Raw genomic sequence first — 16,775 nt, forward strand, 5'->3', positions numbered from 1 at the left:
TCAATGTTTGAAATGAGAGGTATTATTCTACTTGTTTTTATTTGCCTTATTTTCCTTTCATCATGCGAAGAAAGAAAGGTGGTTTCGATTATAATTGAAGGTAATAGCAGCGATTATGACAGCCTGTATATTGTTGACATTTATTCAGGACAAACTTTATTGAAAATGCCCTTGGAACCCATCGGCAAAGAATACAAATTTCAGATCCAGGAGACTTCCCTTGGAGAAATTGCCATTAAAGGTTTGGAATCTACCTATCTGACTGTACTAAGACCGGAAGCAAAGAAGATAGTTGTCATTGATTCCAATACCATCAGGGTAGAACAATCCATTGCCGATTCTTTGGCCAATTATTTATGGAAATCGACCAACCTTATGTTTTCCCAACATGATAAAGTCATTTTTGCAGAAGATGATCCCTGGAAAGTAAGAGGCCTGTTTGACAGTTTGGTTCAGGTGAGAGAGGATCAATTGATGCATTTCGAATCCCAACTCACAGAAGAAGAATTGGGATTGTTGACCTTTCAGAACAAAGCAAGGGCTTATTCTTTTTTGATGTTTTATGGCCGGATCATCAAAGAAATTTCACCAGAAGATGGCTTTTTCGGTTTTGTTAAAGACATTGAAAATGAGAATATTTATACAAAATCTCTTCCGAATACGCTTTTATATAAGTATGAAATCGAGTTGTTGAGTGAAAGAGATTCTATTGAAAATTTGGGTATTTTTTTGGACTATATAGAAAAAAACACAAAGACAGAGGACTTACAGCATTTTTTGAAAGCGGTTTATCTAAAAGAAGTGATCGAAAATCCATCCTACTGGAGACCTCACGAAAAATTGTTCACCAGCACGACCATAAAGGAAGCCTTACTGCAGGAATCTAAAAATCCTTATGCATTCCTGATTGACCGGGCATCCAGTTCTTTTTTTTCTTCCCAAAGCGGGGTAAAAGGATTTGATTTCAAGGCAAATAGGTTTGATGGTTCAGAAATAAAACTTTCAGATTTTAAAGGGAAAATTGTGGTGATTGACACTTGGGCGACTTGGTGCGGTCCCTGTATCCAACATCGTCCCAATATGTTGGAGATTGCAAAAAAATATGAGAACAATCCCAGAGTGGCCATCTTGATGATTTCTATTGACCAATCAAAAGAGAAATGGTTGAATTACGTTCAAAAAACTAATCCTGACCAATTCGGGATGGAATTACATATTCCGGATGGTATGAATACTGAGTTTGGGGACATGTACTTGATCAAATCCATACCAAAGTATTTTCTCATTGATCAGAATGGGATTATCCTAAACTCTGATTTGTTGGAGCCTTCCATTGGGATGGAGCAACTCATTGAAAATGAGTTGAAGAAGTTTCCAGGATAATTGATTAATTCCCAAATAGTGCCAAATTTTAATTTAAATTATTATTCTTATCGATCAGGTATTGTTGAAATTAATTTCCCATCAATGAAGCATACAAAATATCCTAAATTTATTAGGCAAGGTTTCCCTTGTACCATCTTATTTTTTTTGATAGTTATTTTTGTGACTATTACAACCGAAGGCAGCACACAGTCTTTGACTTGGCCGGATAGCATTGAATGGTGGAAAGCCAATAACCTCCGGGTGATTCAAACCAATCTTCCTGCTTACGAAGCTGCTACTCTTGATCCGGATTCATTGGTTGCCGATCTGATCCACTTTTCTGCCAATACCCTGATCATCAATGCAGGTGGGATTATGGCTTTTTATCCTACTAAATTGGAGTATCATTATCCAAACCCCTACATGAAAGAAAACATGTTGGGTGATGTGATCAAAAAATGTCATGAAAACAACATCCGGGTGATTGTAAGGTTTGATTTTAGCCGAGCTCACAAAAGTATTTTCGAGAAGCATCCTGATTGGTTTTATATTTCTCCCCAAGGTGAGCGCATCACCAATGAGGACCTTTATACCATTTCCATCAATGCCCCATATGAACAGGAACAATTATTCCATATTGTAGAAGAGGTCATTGACTTATATCCCATCGATGGCGTGTTTTTAAATATGCCCGGATACCAGACAAGAAACCCTTATATCGGGAAATACTATGGGATTGACCAAAATCCTTATGACAAAAAGCGCTTTGCGGAATTCAGCGGGGGATTGGAACTTCCCAAAGTTGAGGACCGAAATGACCCTATTTTCAACAAGTATGAGGAATTCAAGAAATTTACCGCTGACGATATCATCCGGAGGTTGAACCTTCTTGTAAAATCAAAAAACAAGAACATAGCCATTTGCACTTATTCGGAGGATCATGTAGATATCATCCGGCACGAGTCCCAGACCAATTCCCTGCCATATTGGCCCTATAATGCTTCGGACAATGTGAACAATACCAGGCACTCTTATCCCCAGCACATTGTAAGTAATGCCAGTATCCAACAGATTTCCTTTCAGTCCCGGTACAATGCCATAGAGCCCGAAGAAGTAAGCATCAGGCTATATGAAAACATTGCCAATGGTTCAGGCCTGGACCTGAGCCTGATGGGGGATTTCAGGGATTATGAGGATGAGCGGAATTTTGAAGTTTTCAAGGAAATCTATGCCCATCACAAAAAATTTGAACCTTACTTTGGCAATTATACTTCTCCGGCTAAAGTGGCGGTTATTGCGCCTGGATCATGGCCTTCCGGAGATGCAGCACAAGAATACAGAGGAATTCAATTGATGTTGAAAGAATCCCATATCCAATATGACATCATTGAGGACAGTCAGGTAGGGAATCAGGAAAAGGCTTTGGGAAAATACCAATTGATTATTCTTCCTGAAATCCTTCGGTTTGATAAGGGAGCTTTGGATGCTTTGGTGCGATTGGCTAAAAATGGGGCAAACATCCTGGCCACCAACAGATCCCTTTCCGATCATCCGGATTTTTTGTGGGACTTGTTCGGAGCAAGGGTAAAAGAATTGAACCATGATGGGGCTGGATTTTACCTTCAACCGGATAACAAAGACCTTTTTACCCGATTTGATAAACAATCCCTCTTGTTTTGGAAATTTAATCTTGGCCTTTACGAATTTGATGGTGCCTATGAAACTCAGCTTCCCATTTTGACTCCTGGTATCCCTGGCCCCCCGGAAATCATCGGTGGACACGAACCTACTGGTTTTTATTCAGTTGGGATCAAGCAGCATGCAAGGAGCAAAGCAGTACTGATGCCCATCAATCTGGGTAAGTTATATTTCCTACATGGTTATGAGCAGCATAAAAACATCCTTTTGGATCTGATTGATTATGTTTTTCCCGATGTTAACCAATTGATCCGTACCAATGCCCATCCAAGAATAGAAGTGATTTTACAGAATTTTGCTCTAAATACGCCAGAGAATTATGGGAAGGAAAGTCAGGATGGAATGATCTTACATTTGGTCAACCTCACCGGTTTCAGTGGGAATACTTATTTTAAACCCTTGCCAGTTTACGCAACCGAATTCGATATACGGTCTGACTTCAGACCCAAACGTATTTGGAGCATGGTAACTGAAAATGACATACCTTATACCTATCAAAATGGAAGGGTAACATTCAAAGTGGTCAGTTTGGAGGATTTTGATGGCATTGTATTGGAAAAGTAAAAAGGAGAGAAGTTTATATTTTCTAATATTTGGAATGCAATTAAAACCTAACCTTTGGGGTTTTCAAAACCCCAAAGGTTTTATAATACATAACTTCAAGCACTGATAGGTATACAGAATTTGGATTTATATTCAAGAGGAGTAGTACCTGTAATTTTTTTAAAAATATCCCTGAAGGCTTTCATATCTGAATAGCCAACCTCAAAAACTATCTCACTGACTGTTCTGTAACCCTCTTCCAGTAATTTTTTGGCTGCCTCGATCCTAACCCTTTGGAGGTATTCAATAGGGCTGTTAGCAGTGGCTTTTTTGAATCTCCTTTCAAAAGTCCGTCTGCCAATACCGAAAATCTCACATATTCCTTCTATAGAAAGCTTTTCGGGATAATGAGACTCAATGTATTGTTGCACTTGTATTACCAGTTCGTCTGAATGGTTTTGTTGGCCCTTGAATATCATAAAGGGAGACTGACTTTGTCTTCCTAAATCCACCTGGAAAATTTTGGAGCAATACACTGCACATTCCCGGCCAATCATTTTCTCTATGAGGTATAAAATCAGGTTGACCGAAGAGAAAGCCCCACCACCGGTGTAAAGGCCATCATGGTCTGTAAGGATTTTTTCAGACACCAGATTGACCTTTGGGAAAAGCGATTTGAAGGTAGCTCCAGCCTTCCAATGGGTGACGCAATCTCTATTGTCCAGCAACCCGGTCCTTGCAAGGATAAAAGCTCCCATACATAAACTAACGATTTCAGCTCCATTTTTCCTTTGAGAGGAGATCCAGGGAAGAAAACCCGAGTTCTTCAGCATGGCATCTTCCAATGGTGCCTGAACCGGAGGAATGATGATCAGGTCTGTTTTGGGTACTTCAGAGATCTGCTTATGCGCATTTATGGCGAAGAGGCCTTTATTGACCATTACATTTTTTTGAACTCCCACTACTTGAACTTCAAACAAAGGCTCTTTTCCCTGCTGCATGAGGTAATGGTTGGCTTCCATTAATCCCTGGCGAGCATTATCCAAACCTGCGAGATTGACTTGCTCCAAGAGCAAAATGGAGACATGCTTCATAAAGCTAAGTTAAGCAAGTCATTTGTCGGAAACAACCCTTCATATTGTCGTTTTTGCAATATGTGACTTTTTTGGATACTGGCTAATTTTGTAATACATCTGTATTTAGAATTTCACCGTAAAGACATTTATGGTGGATTTACTAAATGTCTTAAAGATAGGTCCAAACCCGAAAATGCATATAGTCTATGGAAAAGTTGAAATTTTCTATCACCATTAATGCCCCAAAAGAAAAAGTTTGGGATATCATGTTAGGGGAGGAAACCTACCCTAAATGGACTGAGGTTTTTATGCCTGGGTCTTATTTTGACGGTGATTGGAGTGAAGGGAGCAAAATCCTGTTTTTGGCTCCTGATGGAAGAGGGAATACTTCCGGTATGGTAAGTAAAATCAAAGCAAACAAACAATATAATTTTATCTCCATAGAGCATTTGGGTTTCATTGAAAACGGAAAAGAAGATACCAGCAGTGAAGCTGTCAAATCTTGGGCTGGTGCTCTTGAGAATTACACTTTCGAAGAAAAGGGTGAATCAACAAAAGTATTGGTAGAGTTGGACTCTACCGAAGAACACAAAGAGATGTTTGAAAATACCTGGAACGAAGCCCTTAAAATACTCAAAAGAATTACAGAAGGATAGATAACCTTATGAAAATGGACTTAACTGGATTGCAGGTTAGAAGCCTGAATTCAATATGAAAGAATTCGATAGATCGTAAAGAAAAGTAATCAATAATTCAATAGATGAACTTTGGAAAATTGGGCAATCCCTAAAATTGTAAGCCGCTCCCAATGGCTTGCTGAGCGGAGAACACTCCTTGAAATAGAAAAAGAAGCCACTAGAAATCTGGATGCTGTAAGAGCTGCTCGAAGAAGATTATCCATGGTTGAAATTGAGAAAGAATACATTTTTGAGGGGCCAGGAGTGGAAATTTCCCTTCTTGATCTCTTCGAAGGCAGACGGCAACTTATTGTTCATCATTTCATGTATTTCGATGAGTCCTCAAGGTTTTGCCCAAGTTGTTCTTTGGAAGCAGATCAAAATTATAACAGGTTCCTTTCGGAAAAATTGCACAAAAAGAGTGTAACCCTTGTAGTCATCAGCCGTGCACCAATAGAGAGGATTCAACTGGAAAAGGAAAAGAAAAACTGGGATTTTCAATTTTATTCTTCCCAAAAGAGTGATTTCAATTATGATTTCCAGGCAACTCTAGACCCAAAGCGAAACCAGGAATACAATTATGAGGGAATGGAAATAAAGGGTTGGTTAAAAGAATATGAAGGAGACCTTCCGGGAAAAAGTGTTTTCCTCAGGGATGGGAATAAAGTATATCATACCTATTCTTCATTTGCCCGGGGTTTAGAATTTGCGGCCACGCATTATAATTACCTGGATTTGACCCCTTATGGCAGGCAGGAATCATGGGAGGATTCCCCAAAAGGTTGGCCTCAGAATCAGAATTACGAATGAAAAATGACTACTAAATAATTTACATGAACGAAGTGGATGCTTATATTGAAAACTTTCCTGAGAAGGTCCAATCCATATTGAAACAAATCAGGGAAATTATTTTCAGAATAGCTCCTGAAGCCGAAGAATCAATAGCTTATGGCATGCCTGCCTATAAAACCCATGGAAAGCCCTTGGTGTATTTTGCAGGGTACAATCACCATATAGGATTTTATGCCACTCCAACCGGGCATGAAGCCTTTAAGGAAGCATTATCCATTTACAAGCAGGGAAAAGGTTCTGTCCAATTTCCCCTCGACCAAGAAATACCTTTCGCTTTGATAGGTGAAATTGTTAAATTTAGAGTAGATGCAAACAATAAATCAACAAAACCCAAACCACAATGATAAAAGCTATTTATGTAAACCTGCCCGTGGAAGATTTGGACAGGTCCAGGTCTTTTTGGACCAAACTTGGTTTTTCCTTCAATGAAAGTTTTTCCGATGACAAGGGATTATGCCTGATGCTGAATGATGGAAGCATTTACGCCATGCTGCTAAAAAAGGAGTTTTTCTCCACCTTCACCAATAGACCTGTAGCAGACCATAATACTACCCAAGTATTGCTAGCCATTGAGGTGGATAGCCGCCAAAAAGTGGATGAGATGGTAAAAACAGCTCTGGAAAACGGGGCTACCCGTTACAGGGAAGCAGCTGACCATGGTTGGATGTATTATGATTGCATTGCTGACCCTGATGGGCATCAGTGGGAAATAATGTATAGTGATCCTACCCAAATACCAAGCTAATATGTCTTCTGAAAAAATAACCATAGATGCTATTGTAAATGCAGAAATCGGAAAGGTTTGGCAATATTATAACCATGCCCAGCATATCGTTAACTGGAACTTTGCCAGCGATGACTGGTGCTGTCCTAAGGTAGAAACTGACTTCAGGGCAGGAGGGAAGTACCTGGCCCGCATGGAAGCAAAAGATGGAAGTTTTGGATTTGATTTTGAAGCGGTGTTCGATGAAGTTCTGGAGCAAGAAAAAGTAGCTTATACCATGCCAAATGGCCGAAGAGTTGATATTGCATTCCAGGAAGAAAATGGTCAGACCAATGTGCAGATCCAATTTGATCCTGAGCAAACCCATCCCAGGGAGATGCAACAGGATGGATGGCAGGCTATTTTGAACAATTTCAAAAAATATGTGGAATCGCAATAATAATATCCATTAGTTTCTAATATCAATTAATATCAAAATTTACTATGAAAAAACCAGCACAGCCCTACCTACATTTTCAGGACAACTGCAAAGAAGCCATGCAGTTTTACCAAGAATTATTTGGCGGAGAACTTGAAATCATGCGCATTGGAGAATCTCCTGCCAAAGAGCATTTTCCGGAAAACCTACATGATCAAATCCTGCACTCTACGCTGAGCAATGGTGCTTTTAACATCATGGCTTCTGACATGTGCGGACAGGGGGATTTGAAGCAGGGCAATTCAGTAGAACTGAGCCTTGACTGTGATTCAAAAGAAGAAATAGATCACTTATACCAAAAACTATCTGAAGGAGGACAAATTGTCCAAGAACTTCAGCCACAATTCTGGGGAGCTTTGTTCGCTATGGTCATTGACCGGTTTGGGGTAAGGTGGATGCTTTCATTGGAAAAACCTTAATATTTCAATCCACATTCTTTTTGTCCACTACCCATCCTGCGGATTTTGATAATCCAGGAGTTTTTCCGGTAAAGAGCTTCCCAGCTTCTTTATCGCCTTTCAGTTGCCATTTGTACCAATGGGTAGCGACGCGGGCAAATTCACCTCCATAGGGTTGGGCATAGGTACCACCATGTCCAACATCTAGATTGCCGACGAAAATCGGTACATGGTTGATCCGATTAAAATCGTCCATACCATTACCATAAGCGATGTCAGACTCCCCGCCCAAAAGGTAGAGTGTTGGGACTTTGATGTTATTCAGCTGCTCTTTAGTAACTTGGGGCATACCGGGCATCCCGCCGCCTGGATTTCGCAGGACGCCACTATTGAACACCCCAATGGTGGTAATCCTTGGATCTCCCGCCACTTCGATCGTCTGAAGTCCACCACAGGACATTCCACTCACTGCAATGTTTTCAGTATCCAGTTTTTGATAGTAAACACTTTTAGGGTCAGCATTTTGCGCAATGGCCCAGTCGATGGCGTCAAGTAGCTTCTGGGACTTTGAGCGAACATTCGTTTGCTTTGGCATAGTTCCGATAGCAATAACCAGAAATCCATGAGAAGCCACCTCATTCAGAAAATTGACATGTTCCCAAGGAGAATCAAAGCAGGCCCCGTTGCCCCAGGCAATAATCGGAAGCTTGTTTTGGTTGCCAAATTTTGAAAGATCCTGAGGTTTGAATACTGTATGCGTGGGAAGTGTGGCTTCGGAGACCATAATGGCAGGATAGCTACCTGTACCTCCATTTTCGATGATTTCAGAAACAGGTTTGGGTTGGAAGACGAGATTTTTGGAGAAAAAGGGAAGTGCTATCGTCTGAATCCTTTCCGCAATCCGGTTGAGGTGATCTCCCTCATAACTTTCGTAGAAATGTGGGATTTTGTAGGATTCCAAAATTTCATGTAAAGTCTTGGTCGCCTCACTTATACCACGGTCCTGAAGACCGGCATCCAAAGCAATTGCCTTCAGTTTTTTGATATTGAGGATGTATTGGTCTACAAAACTCAGCGTCCTGTTGGCAATGATTTTGTTGATGACCTCCTGTCGGGGCTCCCCTTTTTTCGCAGGAAGATCAAGGAAAAATGGAGGATTTTGTGGATTCGGAGCAAAGGCAGCTGAAGTAGCAAGTGTAGCGATTTCAAAGAAATTTGCTTTTTCCAATTGGTCAGGAGTGAATGCCTCCAGTTTGCTCATCAGCTCTGCATTGGTATTTGCCCCTCCATCCATACAGCAAGGGCTAAGGGCATAGATAGCGGAATAGACATCTGGATATTTCATACCCAGACGCAAGGTCCCATATCCTCCCATGGAGTGCCCGGCCAACCCTCTGCTGTTTTTATCAGCCAATGTGCGGTAATTTGCATCGATGTGGTGAACTAGTTCCTTGGTAACGAAGGTTTCCCAGTCACCTATGGTAGCCGAACTGGCATACATACTTCCTTTGAATCGGTTATAAGCATTGGGCATGACCACGATCATTTCCTTGGACAGTCCTTCAGCTATAGATTGATCAATGACGTTTTGAAGGTTGATCCAGTGGTCTTCCCAGCCAAACCACTGGGAATCAGTGTCTGTAAAGCCATGAAGCATGTACAGCACCGGATATCGGTTTTCGGGGTTCGCCTGGTAGGAATGGGGAAGATAAACAGTCACATCCCTGTCAGATGGGTCGCCAATCAAATTTCCCTCAAGTGCCTTGCTGTGGACTTTGATGCGTTCTTTACTGCCTTTTTGGGCAAATGCAGGGTAAAAGCCCAAGCAAATCATGAAAATAAATCCAATAAATTTTTTCATAGGTTATTAGGTAGAGGTCAGGTTGGGGAATTATTGTCTCTTATGGTGAAAATAGGGAAGAGAAAAATAATATCCTATTCATAAAATGATAGTAAAAGTTATCTGTATAAAAAAACACCAATTCCAATTCCGGAACAATAGCATTATCTCAATCCTTTGGAGCGGCATCTTCCTCTTTGACATCCTGTTCTATGCGAAAGGCAATGTCATCTTTGGATTTGGTTTCCTGCTTATAAAAATTATGTACACCCAGCATAAATGCGACGATCAAAGCCCAAATCAGGTTTCTGAAAGACTTCCATAAAGACTTTACGAAATTAGCCAATGGTTTCATATTTCTTTCATTGAGAAAATTTCAACAGGTTCAACAAATGTTCCAAAATGGAATTCTGCCATAATGGCCTATTTTATCAAAAAATGCATGCTGAATAAAAATCTTCAAAGGAAGAATTTAGAAATCAGAATTACCTGAAATCCATGAATTTAAAACTAAATTAAATTAGTTTCTTTGGCCATCGGTAAAAAAATTTAGACAGGTTTTTTGTTAAAAATTAAACCTGGCCGATAAAAGGACAATTCTTGTTTCCTGTTTGGAGTAAAAATCCTGTGAAAATGTATTGGTCCTAGCAAATCCCGCAAATCTTCTGGTATCAAAGATATCCCTTACACTCAAAGCAATGCTCCCTTTATTCCTAAGGAGACTTTTCTGAAGGGTAGCATCCACAAAATATTGTTCCAAATCCCTACCTTGGGCTTCAATTTCCGGTGATTCGTAATTTGCTGCCAATTGGAAATTAACTCCATAAGGCAATTTAAAATCCTGGGTAAGCTTAACATTCCAGGCAAAGCCTGAATTGGTAAATTCTTCCCCTATGTTGGAACCATCAACCAAAATTCTAAATAAGGTCAATCCACCATTAAGGGAATACCATTGGGTAAACTCTCCTGTACCGATCCACTCCAGACCATAAGATTGTGATGACAGAAGATTTTCTGGCTGTGAGTAGGATATCCCATCTTCCACAATAGTAATGAAATCCAGCTGACCATTTACTTTTCTGTAAAATAGATTGGTTGTCAGGCTTGCCTTTTTAAAGTTGGCCATGTGACCAACTTCAAATGAATTGATCATCTCAGGTTGAAGGTTAGGATTACCTCTTCGGACATTTAAGCTGTCAGTGATATCAGGAAATGGATTTAATCTCCAGGCGGTTGGTCTATCAATCCTTCTGCTATAAGTGAATTTTATTGCTTGGGTTTCGCTGACATTGTATAATCCTTGAACGCTTGGGAATAGGTTGAAATAGTTTTGCTCATTTCTATCTTCTGTGTTCTGAAGATAAGTGTCTACTAAGGTAAGCTCTCCCCGCAGACCCAATGCATATTCAAATTTGGGTTTAGTAACGGAAAATACAGCATATCCCGCATGTATCTGATCCTGATAAATAAACCTGTTGCTTATTCTTTCATCTTCCAAAAAACCTCCTGCGGTTTCATCATATCTAAAATACTGGTAATCGTTGTCAAATTTTCTGATGATGGATTTTAATCCTGTTTCAAACTTAGCGGATTCCATTGGCTTAATATAATCAGCCTGAAGAACAGAGATGTTTCTTACTTCATCGATATAGGCAAGTTCCTGTCCTGTTCTGTTTTCAGGTAATGGATCTAATGTATTGTTGAAAATGTCAATTTCCTGGGTTTTAAATTGATTTCGGTAGGAGTGACTGGCGGTAGCTCTTAATAAATGTCCTTTATCTTTAAAATTATGTTCAAAAATCAAGGCATTGTCAAGCCCGGTATCTGTTTCACTTTCCTGATTTCTTCTCACATAATCAAAAGCCTCAGGATCATTACCTCCTCTTTCAAGTTCTGCAAAAAGGGTATTTACCTGTTGGTCAAGACTCGATTGATACACACCCTCATAGCTCAGTACATTGTTGCCAAAATAATAATCTGCACCGTAAGTGAAATTATGACCAATATTCCGTCTGGCATTTTCAGTATTTTGCTTCAGGGTCTCCTCATCTTCAAAAAGAATTCGTGTGGATCGTCTGTTACCGACATTTTTCCAATCCCTATAATTGTAACCAAAAAAAGTATTGAGTTTGGCACTTCTATGGTTTACTCTTGCACCCAGATTTGTCCGGTTTCTTGTGCCATAAGTTGCCTCTAATCCCCCATGGGTTCCAAAGTCCTGACCTTTCTTCAGGATAATATCAATAACCCCTCCCTCTGCCTCTGCATCGTATCTGGCATTGGGATTATTGATTATCCTGATTTCATCTACCGTACTTGCTGGTAATTGATCCAAGTTTTGGGTCAGAGAAGAATTGCGCCCATTAATCAAAATATTGGTGCCTGTGCTACCTCGGAGTGAAATAGAACCATCCTCAGAAACTATAATCGAGGGCGTATTTCTCAAAATATCAAGAAGCGTACCGCCTACATTGGCCAGGTTGTTTTCCGGTGAAATTGTAATTCCTTCCATACTAGTCCGAATGGGTAACTTAGAGGTCTGTACTACAACTTCTTCCAGATTTTGGCTTTCCCCTTCCATCATGATTTCACCTAAATCAACTGGTCCATTGATATCAATTTCATCGAGTTGGTAATCATTATATCCAATAAAAAAAGCTTTAAAAGAATATTTTCCTTTTGGGGCCTCAAGTGAAAACTTGCCATCATCACCCGTGTCTGAAAAACTGATAGGTTTTGTTTGATCATCCAAAGTAAAAAGAGCTACCTGAACAAATCCTAAAGGCTCCTTTGAATCTGAATCCAAGAGGGTCCCTTTCACCGGAAAGGATTGACCGAAAATATTTGGAACTACCGTGATACTCAAGAAAATCAAAAGAAAAAATCTTACTCTTAGCATTGTATTTGACTTGGTTTATTTGTTTTCAGAACAATATTACCAATACAATCTGAACCAATTTTGAAGTTGTTACCCGAAATCAATTTTGACAATATGGATATTCCCTGCAGTAGAATAACCAAATCTAAACTTATATGTTTTGCATATTTGATTTACAATAGCCAGACCCAAGCCAACTGACTCGGGATTATCACTTTCTTTTTTAAATCTCTGGACTAATTCTCCGGGATCCTGTCGTAAGGTTGATCCTGAATTTTCAATGATCAACTGATTCAATCCAAGCTTTATTTTTATCCAACCTTCCTTATGGTTATGTTTAATGGCATTTCCCAATAAGTTGTTGATCATGATCTCGGCTATTAAAGGATGCATGGTCACCAATACCTTTGGTTTGATGTCAGTTTGCAGCTTCAAATCGCTAAGGACAATGAGTTCAGAGAGTAAGTCGATGTTTTTTTCAATGATTTCTGAAAGGTCAACCTGTGATGGTTGTTCAAATTCTTCATTTTCAAGTTTGGCAAGTAAACTCAAAGACCTGACTATTCTATGGACTCTTTCATTGTTTTGATAGGCTGAATAAATCAAGTGAGCCTGTTCTTCGGTCATTTCCAGGTTCATGAGATTTTCAAGTTTACCGCTGACCACAGCGGCTGGGGTTTGGATTTCATGGGAAATATTTTCGGAAAACTCTTTGATCTGCCGGTAATCTTTGAGTAGTTTCTGGGTCATTCTCTCCAAGAAACCATTAAGATGATTGAATTCCAATATTTTGCTTTTTTGAAAAGCCAGGGGTTTGTTTGTTTGGAAATTGAAAAGTTGGATCTTTTGGAGTGTATAATGAAATGGCCTCAAGATCCAATTGGAAATACCTCTGAAAAACAATCCCAAGAAGAAAACTTGGATAAAAAATACTAGCAACATGGTGTACACAACCGTTTCGGTGATATCTTCTGCCTCTACGACAAGGTTATAATAAGAAATCCGATAATGTTTGTCATCAATTTTGAAAGATCTACTTGCTTTAAGCTGATTCTCTTCTTTGTTCAATGGATCGTGGTAGGCAAGGGTATCCCTGATACTTAGTTCCTCTTCTTCAAGCTGGAAAGGCAATTCAATGATTTCCAACCTTTCATTGACCAAAGCTTCTGGAGACACTCCCTGTTGGAGTCTTTCCGCATAAGCTTCTATCTGTCTGTTCAGCTCCATCCCCAACTCAAAATCTATCTCTGCCCCCAGTTTTCTATAGATGAAAAATCCTCCTATAAGCAAAGCCAACATGGTAATGATCAGATAAACAGAAGTAAGTAGGTTAAGAAGTTTCATGATGGGATTTCTCCAAATTTATACCCAATCCCATAAACCGTGGTCAGGTAATCTTTTCCTCCTGCTTCCGATATTTTTTTTCTGAGATTTTTGATATGTTGATATACAAAATCAAAGCTGGGAAGATTATCGGTATAATCTCCCCATAGATGCTGGGCTATGGCATTTTTTCCCAGAACCCTGTTTTTATTGGTAATCAAAAAGACCAGGAGATCAAATTCTTTTTTCGTAAGTTCCAATTGTTTTCCGTGAACACTGGCCTGAAGGTTTTCGGGCTGGACTACTATTTCATTAAAGTGGATTTCATCCACCCCTTTGAATTTGGATCTGCGGTAAATTGCCTTCAGACGTGCCAACAGTTCGGCCAAATGAAAGGGTTTGGCCAAGTAATCGTCGGCACCTAGGTCCAAACCATTTATTTTGTCATTTAGCGAATTTTTTGCGGAAATGATCAGGACATTTGGTTTGACTTTCAATTGTTTAATGACATCCAACAGACTTAGGCCATTGCCATCTGGTAGCATAAGGTCCAACAATATACAATCGTATTCGAATGACAATATCTTGTCCTGGGCCTCAAAAAGGTTTTCGGCTACCTCGCAGAGAATTCCCTCATGGGAAAGATATTGTTGGATGTTTTGGATCAGATCCCTGTTGTCTTCGATCAATAATATCTTCATGGGAAAATGTTAAACCTAGTCATGCTTTATGCAACTTGGAAGAATATACGCATAAAAATCTGAAGGAAATTTGAAGTCCATTTTTATTCATGAATCAATCATGTACCAAGTGGAATCTCATTTTGGTTTATTATTATGGTCCTTCCTATTTGAATTTTAATAAGATAAGGTTTTTATTCCTGAAAAGCATTGATTTCCAAATACAGGAAATGATTAACATCATCAGAGTCCAAAATCCTCAGTTTTCAAATCCAGGCAATAAGTATTCCCAAATCAGATTAAGTTCGGCCTGCATATTTTGAATATTGGCCGTAGTGACGATAACTGCATTTTTTTCTGGAAGGATCAAAATAAATTGCCCGTTGGCACCATCGGCCCGAAAAGAATTGTGCCGGCTGCGCCATAGCTGGTAGCCATATCCCTGAAGCCAATCGGAGTCTTCGGGCTCAACTTTCAGGTCTTCTTTTTTCTGACCGGCTGGTAGGGAAGGGACCTGGGCTGAGCTTGCCTCTTCAATCCATGAAACGGGTAATAGTTGTTTGCCGTTCCATTCACCTTTTTGGAGGTAGAATAATCCCAATTTTGCCATGTCTTCTGTTTTTAACATAAGTCCCCAACCGCCAATATCAATGCCTTGTGGGCTTTGTTCCCATGTAGCCCCCACAATCCCCAGTGGCCTTAAAAGTCTGGGTTGTAAATAATCCAATAATCGTTCACCTGTAACCTGTTTTAATATCGCGGAAAGCATGTAGGTAGCCAAGCTGTTGTAAACATATTGCGTTCCTGGTTGATGAACTATAGGTAAAGCCAGGAAAGCTTTCACCCAATCCTCGTCAGTTTTTTCTCTTATTACCCGGGTGGGATCCACATCATGACCAACGGTCATGGTTAATAAATGTTGAACTTCCAAGACGGCAAGATTGGGACTGATTTCTTCTGGTAGTTTCTGAGGAAAGAAGGAGATGACTTTATCATTCACATTCAATAGCCCTTCCTGTACAGCAAATCCAATGGCAGTAGCCGTGAAAGTCTTACTTACCGAATATAAAGCATGGAGTTTGTTGGCAGCATTTTCACCGAAATATTGCTCAGCAACAACTTTACCGTTTCTAACAATCATGAGACTATGGAGTTCCTGATTATTTTCTTTAACAGCTTGGAGATAATTAGAGATTGCATTTGGATTGATCTTTTCAATTTCCAGGTTGCTTCGCGGCAATGCTTTGGCCAAAGCAGGAAAATTGATCAGTTCAATGTCATTTTTGGCAACAGCCTCTTTGACCTTAATACTGGTCCAGGTATCCGTAACTCCCTGTCGGTCTACTCCCACATCCTCATATCCAATATGACCTACTCCCCGCATTTCCAGGTTGTCATAAGCAGGATGGTCTACAAACATATAAGACTTTCCAGTTTCTAGCTTTTCCAACATGCTGATGAAAGCCCACTCTTTTTCCTTAGAGCTAGTTTTGGGGCCGTCGTAAGTGATTCCAGATATACCCAACTCCTGCATAACAGACCTGCTCATTACAGGAAGGTCATATTCTTCCGAAAGCCTTTCTACCATTTCCGTAACCTCAGGATGAAATCCTGTAGATCCCATATGGCCGGACAGGTGGCTGATTTGGGGTACATGTTTTAAAGCGAATTCAATCTGGGCACGGAATTCCTTTTCAATTTCCTCCAGTTTCCACGGGTTTTCAAGGATGGAAAGACCTGGATAATTTTTGTTTGGGCCCATCATGGGTAAAAAATACCCATCTTTATCTGTCAGGCTGGGGCAGGAGGTGAGGGGCCGCCACTTGATGCCATCCCATTCACTGGTAATGACCAGATGAAGGCCTACATCTATTCCCGTATGTTTTTTTAGCATTTGGGCAGCTTCAGGAAACCAAGGTGTCACTACCATCAGTTCTATAGAAGTTTCTACACCGTTAACGTAGCTTTCTATACTCGCCAAATTGGCAGATCGGGAAGAACCCATATCATCTCCACGAACAATTAATTTTGGGCCCTGGGCTTGTTGGGCAAAGTTTGTAACTACAAGTAGATGACATAAAATAATAACTGAAGCAATGATTTTGATTTTCATAGGTATATGGGTTACATGATGGAATTTAAGGTTTATTCAGACTTAAATGGAATTTTGAGCATAAATTCTTCAGATCAGGAAAAATCTTGGTTTCTTATATTTTTTAATATTCAAGTTTCAAAATTCCCTG

The 16,775-nt window shown here is 39.9% G+C and carries 15 protein-coding genes; 8 read left to right on the top strand and 7 right to left on the bottom strand.

Features of this window, described 5'->3' with window-relative positions; all coding sequences use genetic code 11:
* The first annotated feature begins 12 nt into the window (after positions 1-12).
* Together ACFSKV_RS05100 and ACFSKV_RS05105 are read left to right on the top strand one after the other, a co-directional pair.
* On the top strand, positions 13-1,383 hold the full coding sequence (locus tag ACFSKV_RS05100; protein ID WP_380800815.1) for a TlpA family protein disulfide reductase: 1,371 nt from the start codon (positions 13-15) through the stop codon (positions 1,381-1,383).
* Positions 1,384-1,545: 162 nt separating this feature from the next.
* Positions 1,546-3,627: an alpha-amylase family protein gene (locus tag ACFSKV_RS05105; RefSeq protein WP_380800816.1), complete on the top strand. Its 2,082-nt coding sequence runs from the start codon at positions 1,546-1,548 to the stop codon at positions 3,625-3,627.
* Between the two features lie 95 nt (positions 3,628-3,722).
* Here the strand turns inward: ACFSKV_RS05105 and ACFSKV_RS05110 are convergent, their stop codons facing one another.
* Positions 3,723-4,700: a GlxA family transcriptional regulator gene (locus tag ACFSKV_RS05110; protein ID WP_380800817.1), complete on the bottom strand. Its 978-nt coding sequence runs from the start codon at positions 4,698-4,700 to the stop codon at positions 3,723-3,725.
* Between the two features lie 188 nt (positions 4,701-4,888).
* On the opposite strand from ACFSKV_RS05110, the gene ACFSKV_RS05115 reads away from it, so the two are divergent.
* The 6 genes from ACFSKV_RS05115 to ACFSKV_RS05140 all read left to right on the top strand — a co-directional run bounded on the left by ACFSKV_RS05115 (position 4,889) and on the right by ACFSKV_RS05140 (position 7,832).
* Positions 4,889-5,338, top strand: a complete 450-nt coding sequence (locus tag ACFSKV_RS05115) for an SRPBCC family protein (RefSeq protein ID WP_380800819.1) — start codon at positions 4,889-4,891, stop codon at positions 5,336-5,338.
* 111 nt (positions 5,339-5,449) lie between these two features.
* Positions 5,450-6,169: a DUF899 domain-containing protein gene (locus ACFSKV_RS05120; RefSeq protein WP_380800820.1), complete on the top strand. Its 720-nt coding sequence runs from the start codon at positions 5,450-5,452 to the stop codon at positions 6,167-6,169.
* Positions 6,170-6,192: 23 nt separating this feature from the next.
* Positions 6,193-6,555 (top strand): iron chaperone, encoded by a 363-nt coding sequence (locus tag ACFSKV_RS05125; protein ID WP_380800821.1) that lies wholly within the window; start codon positions 6,193-6,195, stop codon positions 6,553-6,555.
* Positions 6,552-6,956, top strand: a complete 405-nt coding sequence (locus ACFSKV_RS05130; protein WP_380800822.1) for a VOC family protein — start codon at positions 6,552-6,554, stop codon at positions 6,954-6,956. The genes ACFSKV_RS05125 and ACFSKV_RS05130 overlap by 4 nt, the downstream gene beginning before the upstream one ends.
* A 1-nt stretch (position 6,957) precedes the next feature.
* Positions 6,958-7,374 (top strand): SRPBCC family protein, encoded by a 417-nt coding sequence (locus tag ACFSKV_RS05135; RefSeq protein WP_380800823.1) that lies wholly within the window; start codon positions 6,958-6,960, stop codon positions 7,372-7,374.
* Between the two features lie 44 nt (positions 7,375-7,418).
* The gene (locus tag ACFSKV_RS05140) at positions 7,419-7,832 is read left to right on the top strand and encodes a VOC family protein (RefSeq protein WP_380800824.1); all 414 of its coding nucleotides are present in this window, start codon (positions 7,419-7,421) and stop codon (positions 7,830-7,832) included.
* Positions 7,833-7,836: 4 nt separating this feature from the next.
* Here the strand turns inward: ACFSKV_RS05140 and ACFSKV_RS05145 are convergent, their stop codons facing one another.
* From ACFSKV_RS05145 to ACFSKV_RS05170, 6 genes are all read right to left on the bottom strand, one after another.
* The gene (locus ACFSKV_RS05145; protein WP_380800826.1) at positions 7,837-9,672 is read right to left on the bottom strand and encodes an alpha/beta hydrolase-fold protein; all 1,836 of its coding nucleotides are present in this window, start codon (positions 9,670-9,672) and stop codon (positions 7,837-7,839) included.
* A 148-nt stretch (positions 9,673-9,820) separates the two neighbouring features.
* The gene (locus ACFSKV_RS05150; RefSeq protein ID WP_380800827.1) at positions 9,821-10,006 is read right to left on the bottom strand and encodes a hypothetical protein; all 186 of its coding nucleotides are present in this window, start codon (positions 10,004-10,006) and stop codon (positions 9,821-9,823) included.
* 210 nt (positions 10,007-10,216) lie between these two features.
* Complete coding sequence (locus tag ACFSKV_RS05155) at positions 10,217-12,550, bottom strand: TonB-dependent receptor (RefSeq protein WP_380800828.1); 2,334 nt, start codon at positions 12,548-12,550, stop codon at positions 10,217-10,219.
* Between the two features lie 69 nt (positions 12,551-12,619).
* Positions 12,620-13,873: a sensor histidine kinase gene (locus ACFSKV_RS05160; RefSeq protein WP_380800829.1), complete on the bottom strand. Its 1,254-nt coding sequence runs from the start codon at positions 13,871-13,873 to the stop codon at positions 12,620-12,622.
* Positions 13,870-14,553 (bottom strand): response regulator transcription factor, encoded by a 684-nt coding sequence (locus ACFSKV_RS05165; RefSeq protein ID WP_380800830.1) that lies wholly within the window; start codon positions 14,551-14,553, stop codon positions 13,870-13,872. The genes ACFSKV_RS05160 and ACFSKV_RS05165 overlap by 4 nt, the downstream gene beginning before the upstream one ends.
* Before the next feature lie 238 nt (positions 14,554-14,791).
* A complete protein-coding gene (locus tag ACFSKV_RS05170; RefSeq protein ID WP_380800832.1) occupies positions 14,792-16,645 on the bottom strand; it encodes a ChbG/HpnK family deacetylase in 1,854 nt (617 codons plus the stop codon).
* Positions 16,646-16,775: the final 130 nt, after the last annotated feature.

This window comes from Shivajiella indica, from assembly GCF_042683085.1.
Lineage (GTDB): Bacteria > Bacteroidota > Bacteroidia > Cytophagales > Cyclobacteriaceae > Shivajiella > Shivajiella indica.

What these genes read in the sequence shown, in the direction of transcription:
- ACFSKV_RS05100 (WP_380800815.1), top strand. Translation starts at nt 13, where the DNA reads ATGAGAGGTATTATTCTACTTGTTTTTATTTGCCTTATTTTCCTTTCA.
- ACFSKV_RS05110 (WP_380800817.1), bottom strand. Translation starts at nt 4,700, where the DNA reads ATGAAGCATGTCTCCATTTTGCTCTTGGAGCAAGTCAATCTCGCAGGT.
- ACFSKV_RS05115 (WP_380800819.1), top strand. Translation starts at nt 4,889, where the DNA reads ATGGAAAAGTTGAAATTTTCTATCACCATTAATGCCCCAAAAGAAAAA.
- ACFSKV_RS05125 (WP_380800821.1), top strand. Translation starts at nt 6,193, where the DNA reads ATGAACGAAGTGGATGCTTATATTGAAAACTTTCCTGAGAAGGTCCAA.
- ACFSKV_RS05130 (WP_380800822.1), top strand. Translation starts at nt 6,552, where the DNA reads ATGATAAAAGCTATTTATGTAAACCTGCCCGTGGAAGATTTGGACAGG.
- ACFSKV_RS05135 (WP_380800823.1), top strand. Translation starts at nt 6,958, where the DNA reads ATGTCTTCTGAAAAAATAACCATAGATGCTATTGTAAATGCAGAAATC.
- ACFSKV_RS05140 (WP_380800824.1), top strand. Translation starts at nt 7,419, where the DNA reads ATGAAAAAACCAGCACAGCCCTACCTACATTTTCAGGACAACTGCAAA.
- ACFSKV_RS05145 (WP_380800826.1), bottom strand. Translation starts at nt 9,672, where the DNA reads ATGAAAAAATTTATTGGATTTATTTTCATGATTTGCTTGGGCTTTTAC.
- ACFSKV_RS05150 (WP_380800827.1), bottom strand. Translation starts at nt 10,006, where the DNA reads ATGAAACCATTGGCTAATTTCGTAAAGTCTTTATGGAAGTCTTTCAGA.
- ACFSKV_RS05155 (WP_380800828.1), bottom strand. Translation starts at nt 12,550, where the DNA reads ATGCTAAGAGTAAGATTTTTTCTTTTGATTTTCTTGAGTATCACGGTA.
- ACFSKV_RS05160 (WP_380800829.1), bottom strand. Translation starts at nt 13,873, where the DNA reads ATGAAACTTCTTAACCTACTTACTTCTGTTTATCTGATCATTACCATG.
- ACFSKV_RS05165 (WP_380800830.1), bottom strand. Translation starts at nt 14,553, where the DNA reads ATGAAGATATTATTGATCGAAGACAACAGGGATCTGATCCAAAACATC.
- ACFSKV_RS05170 (WP_380800832.1), bottom strand. Translation starts at nt 16,645, where the DNA reads ATGAAAATCAAAATCATTGCTTCAGTTATTATTTTATGTCATCTACTT.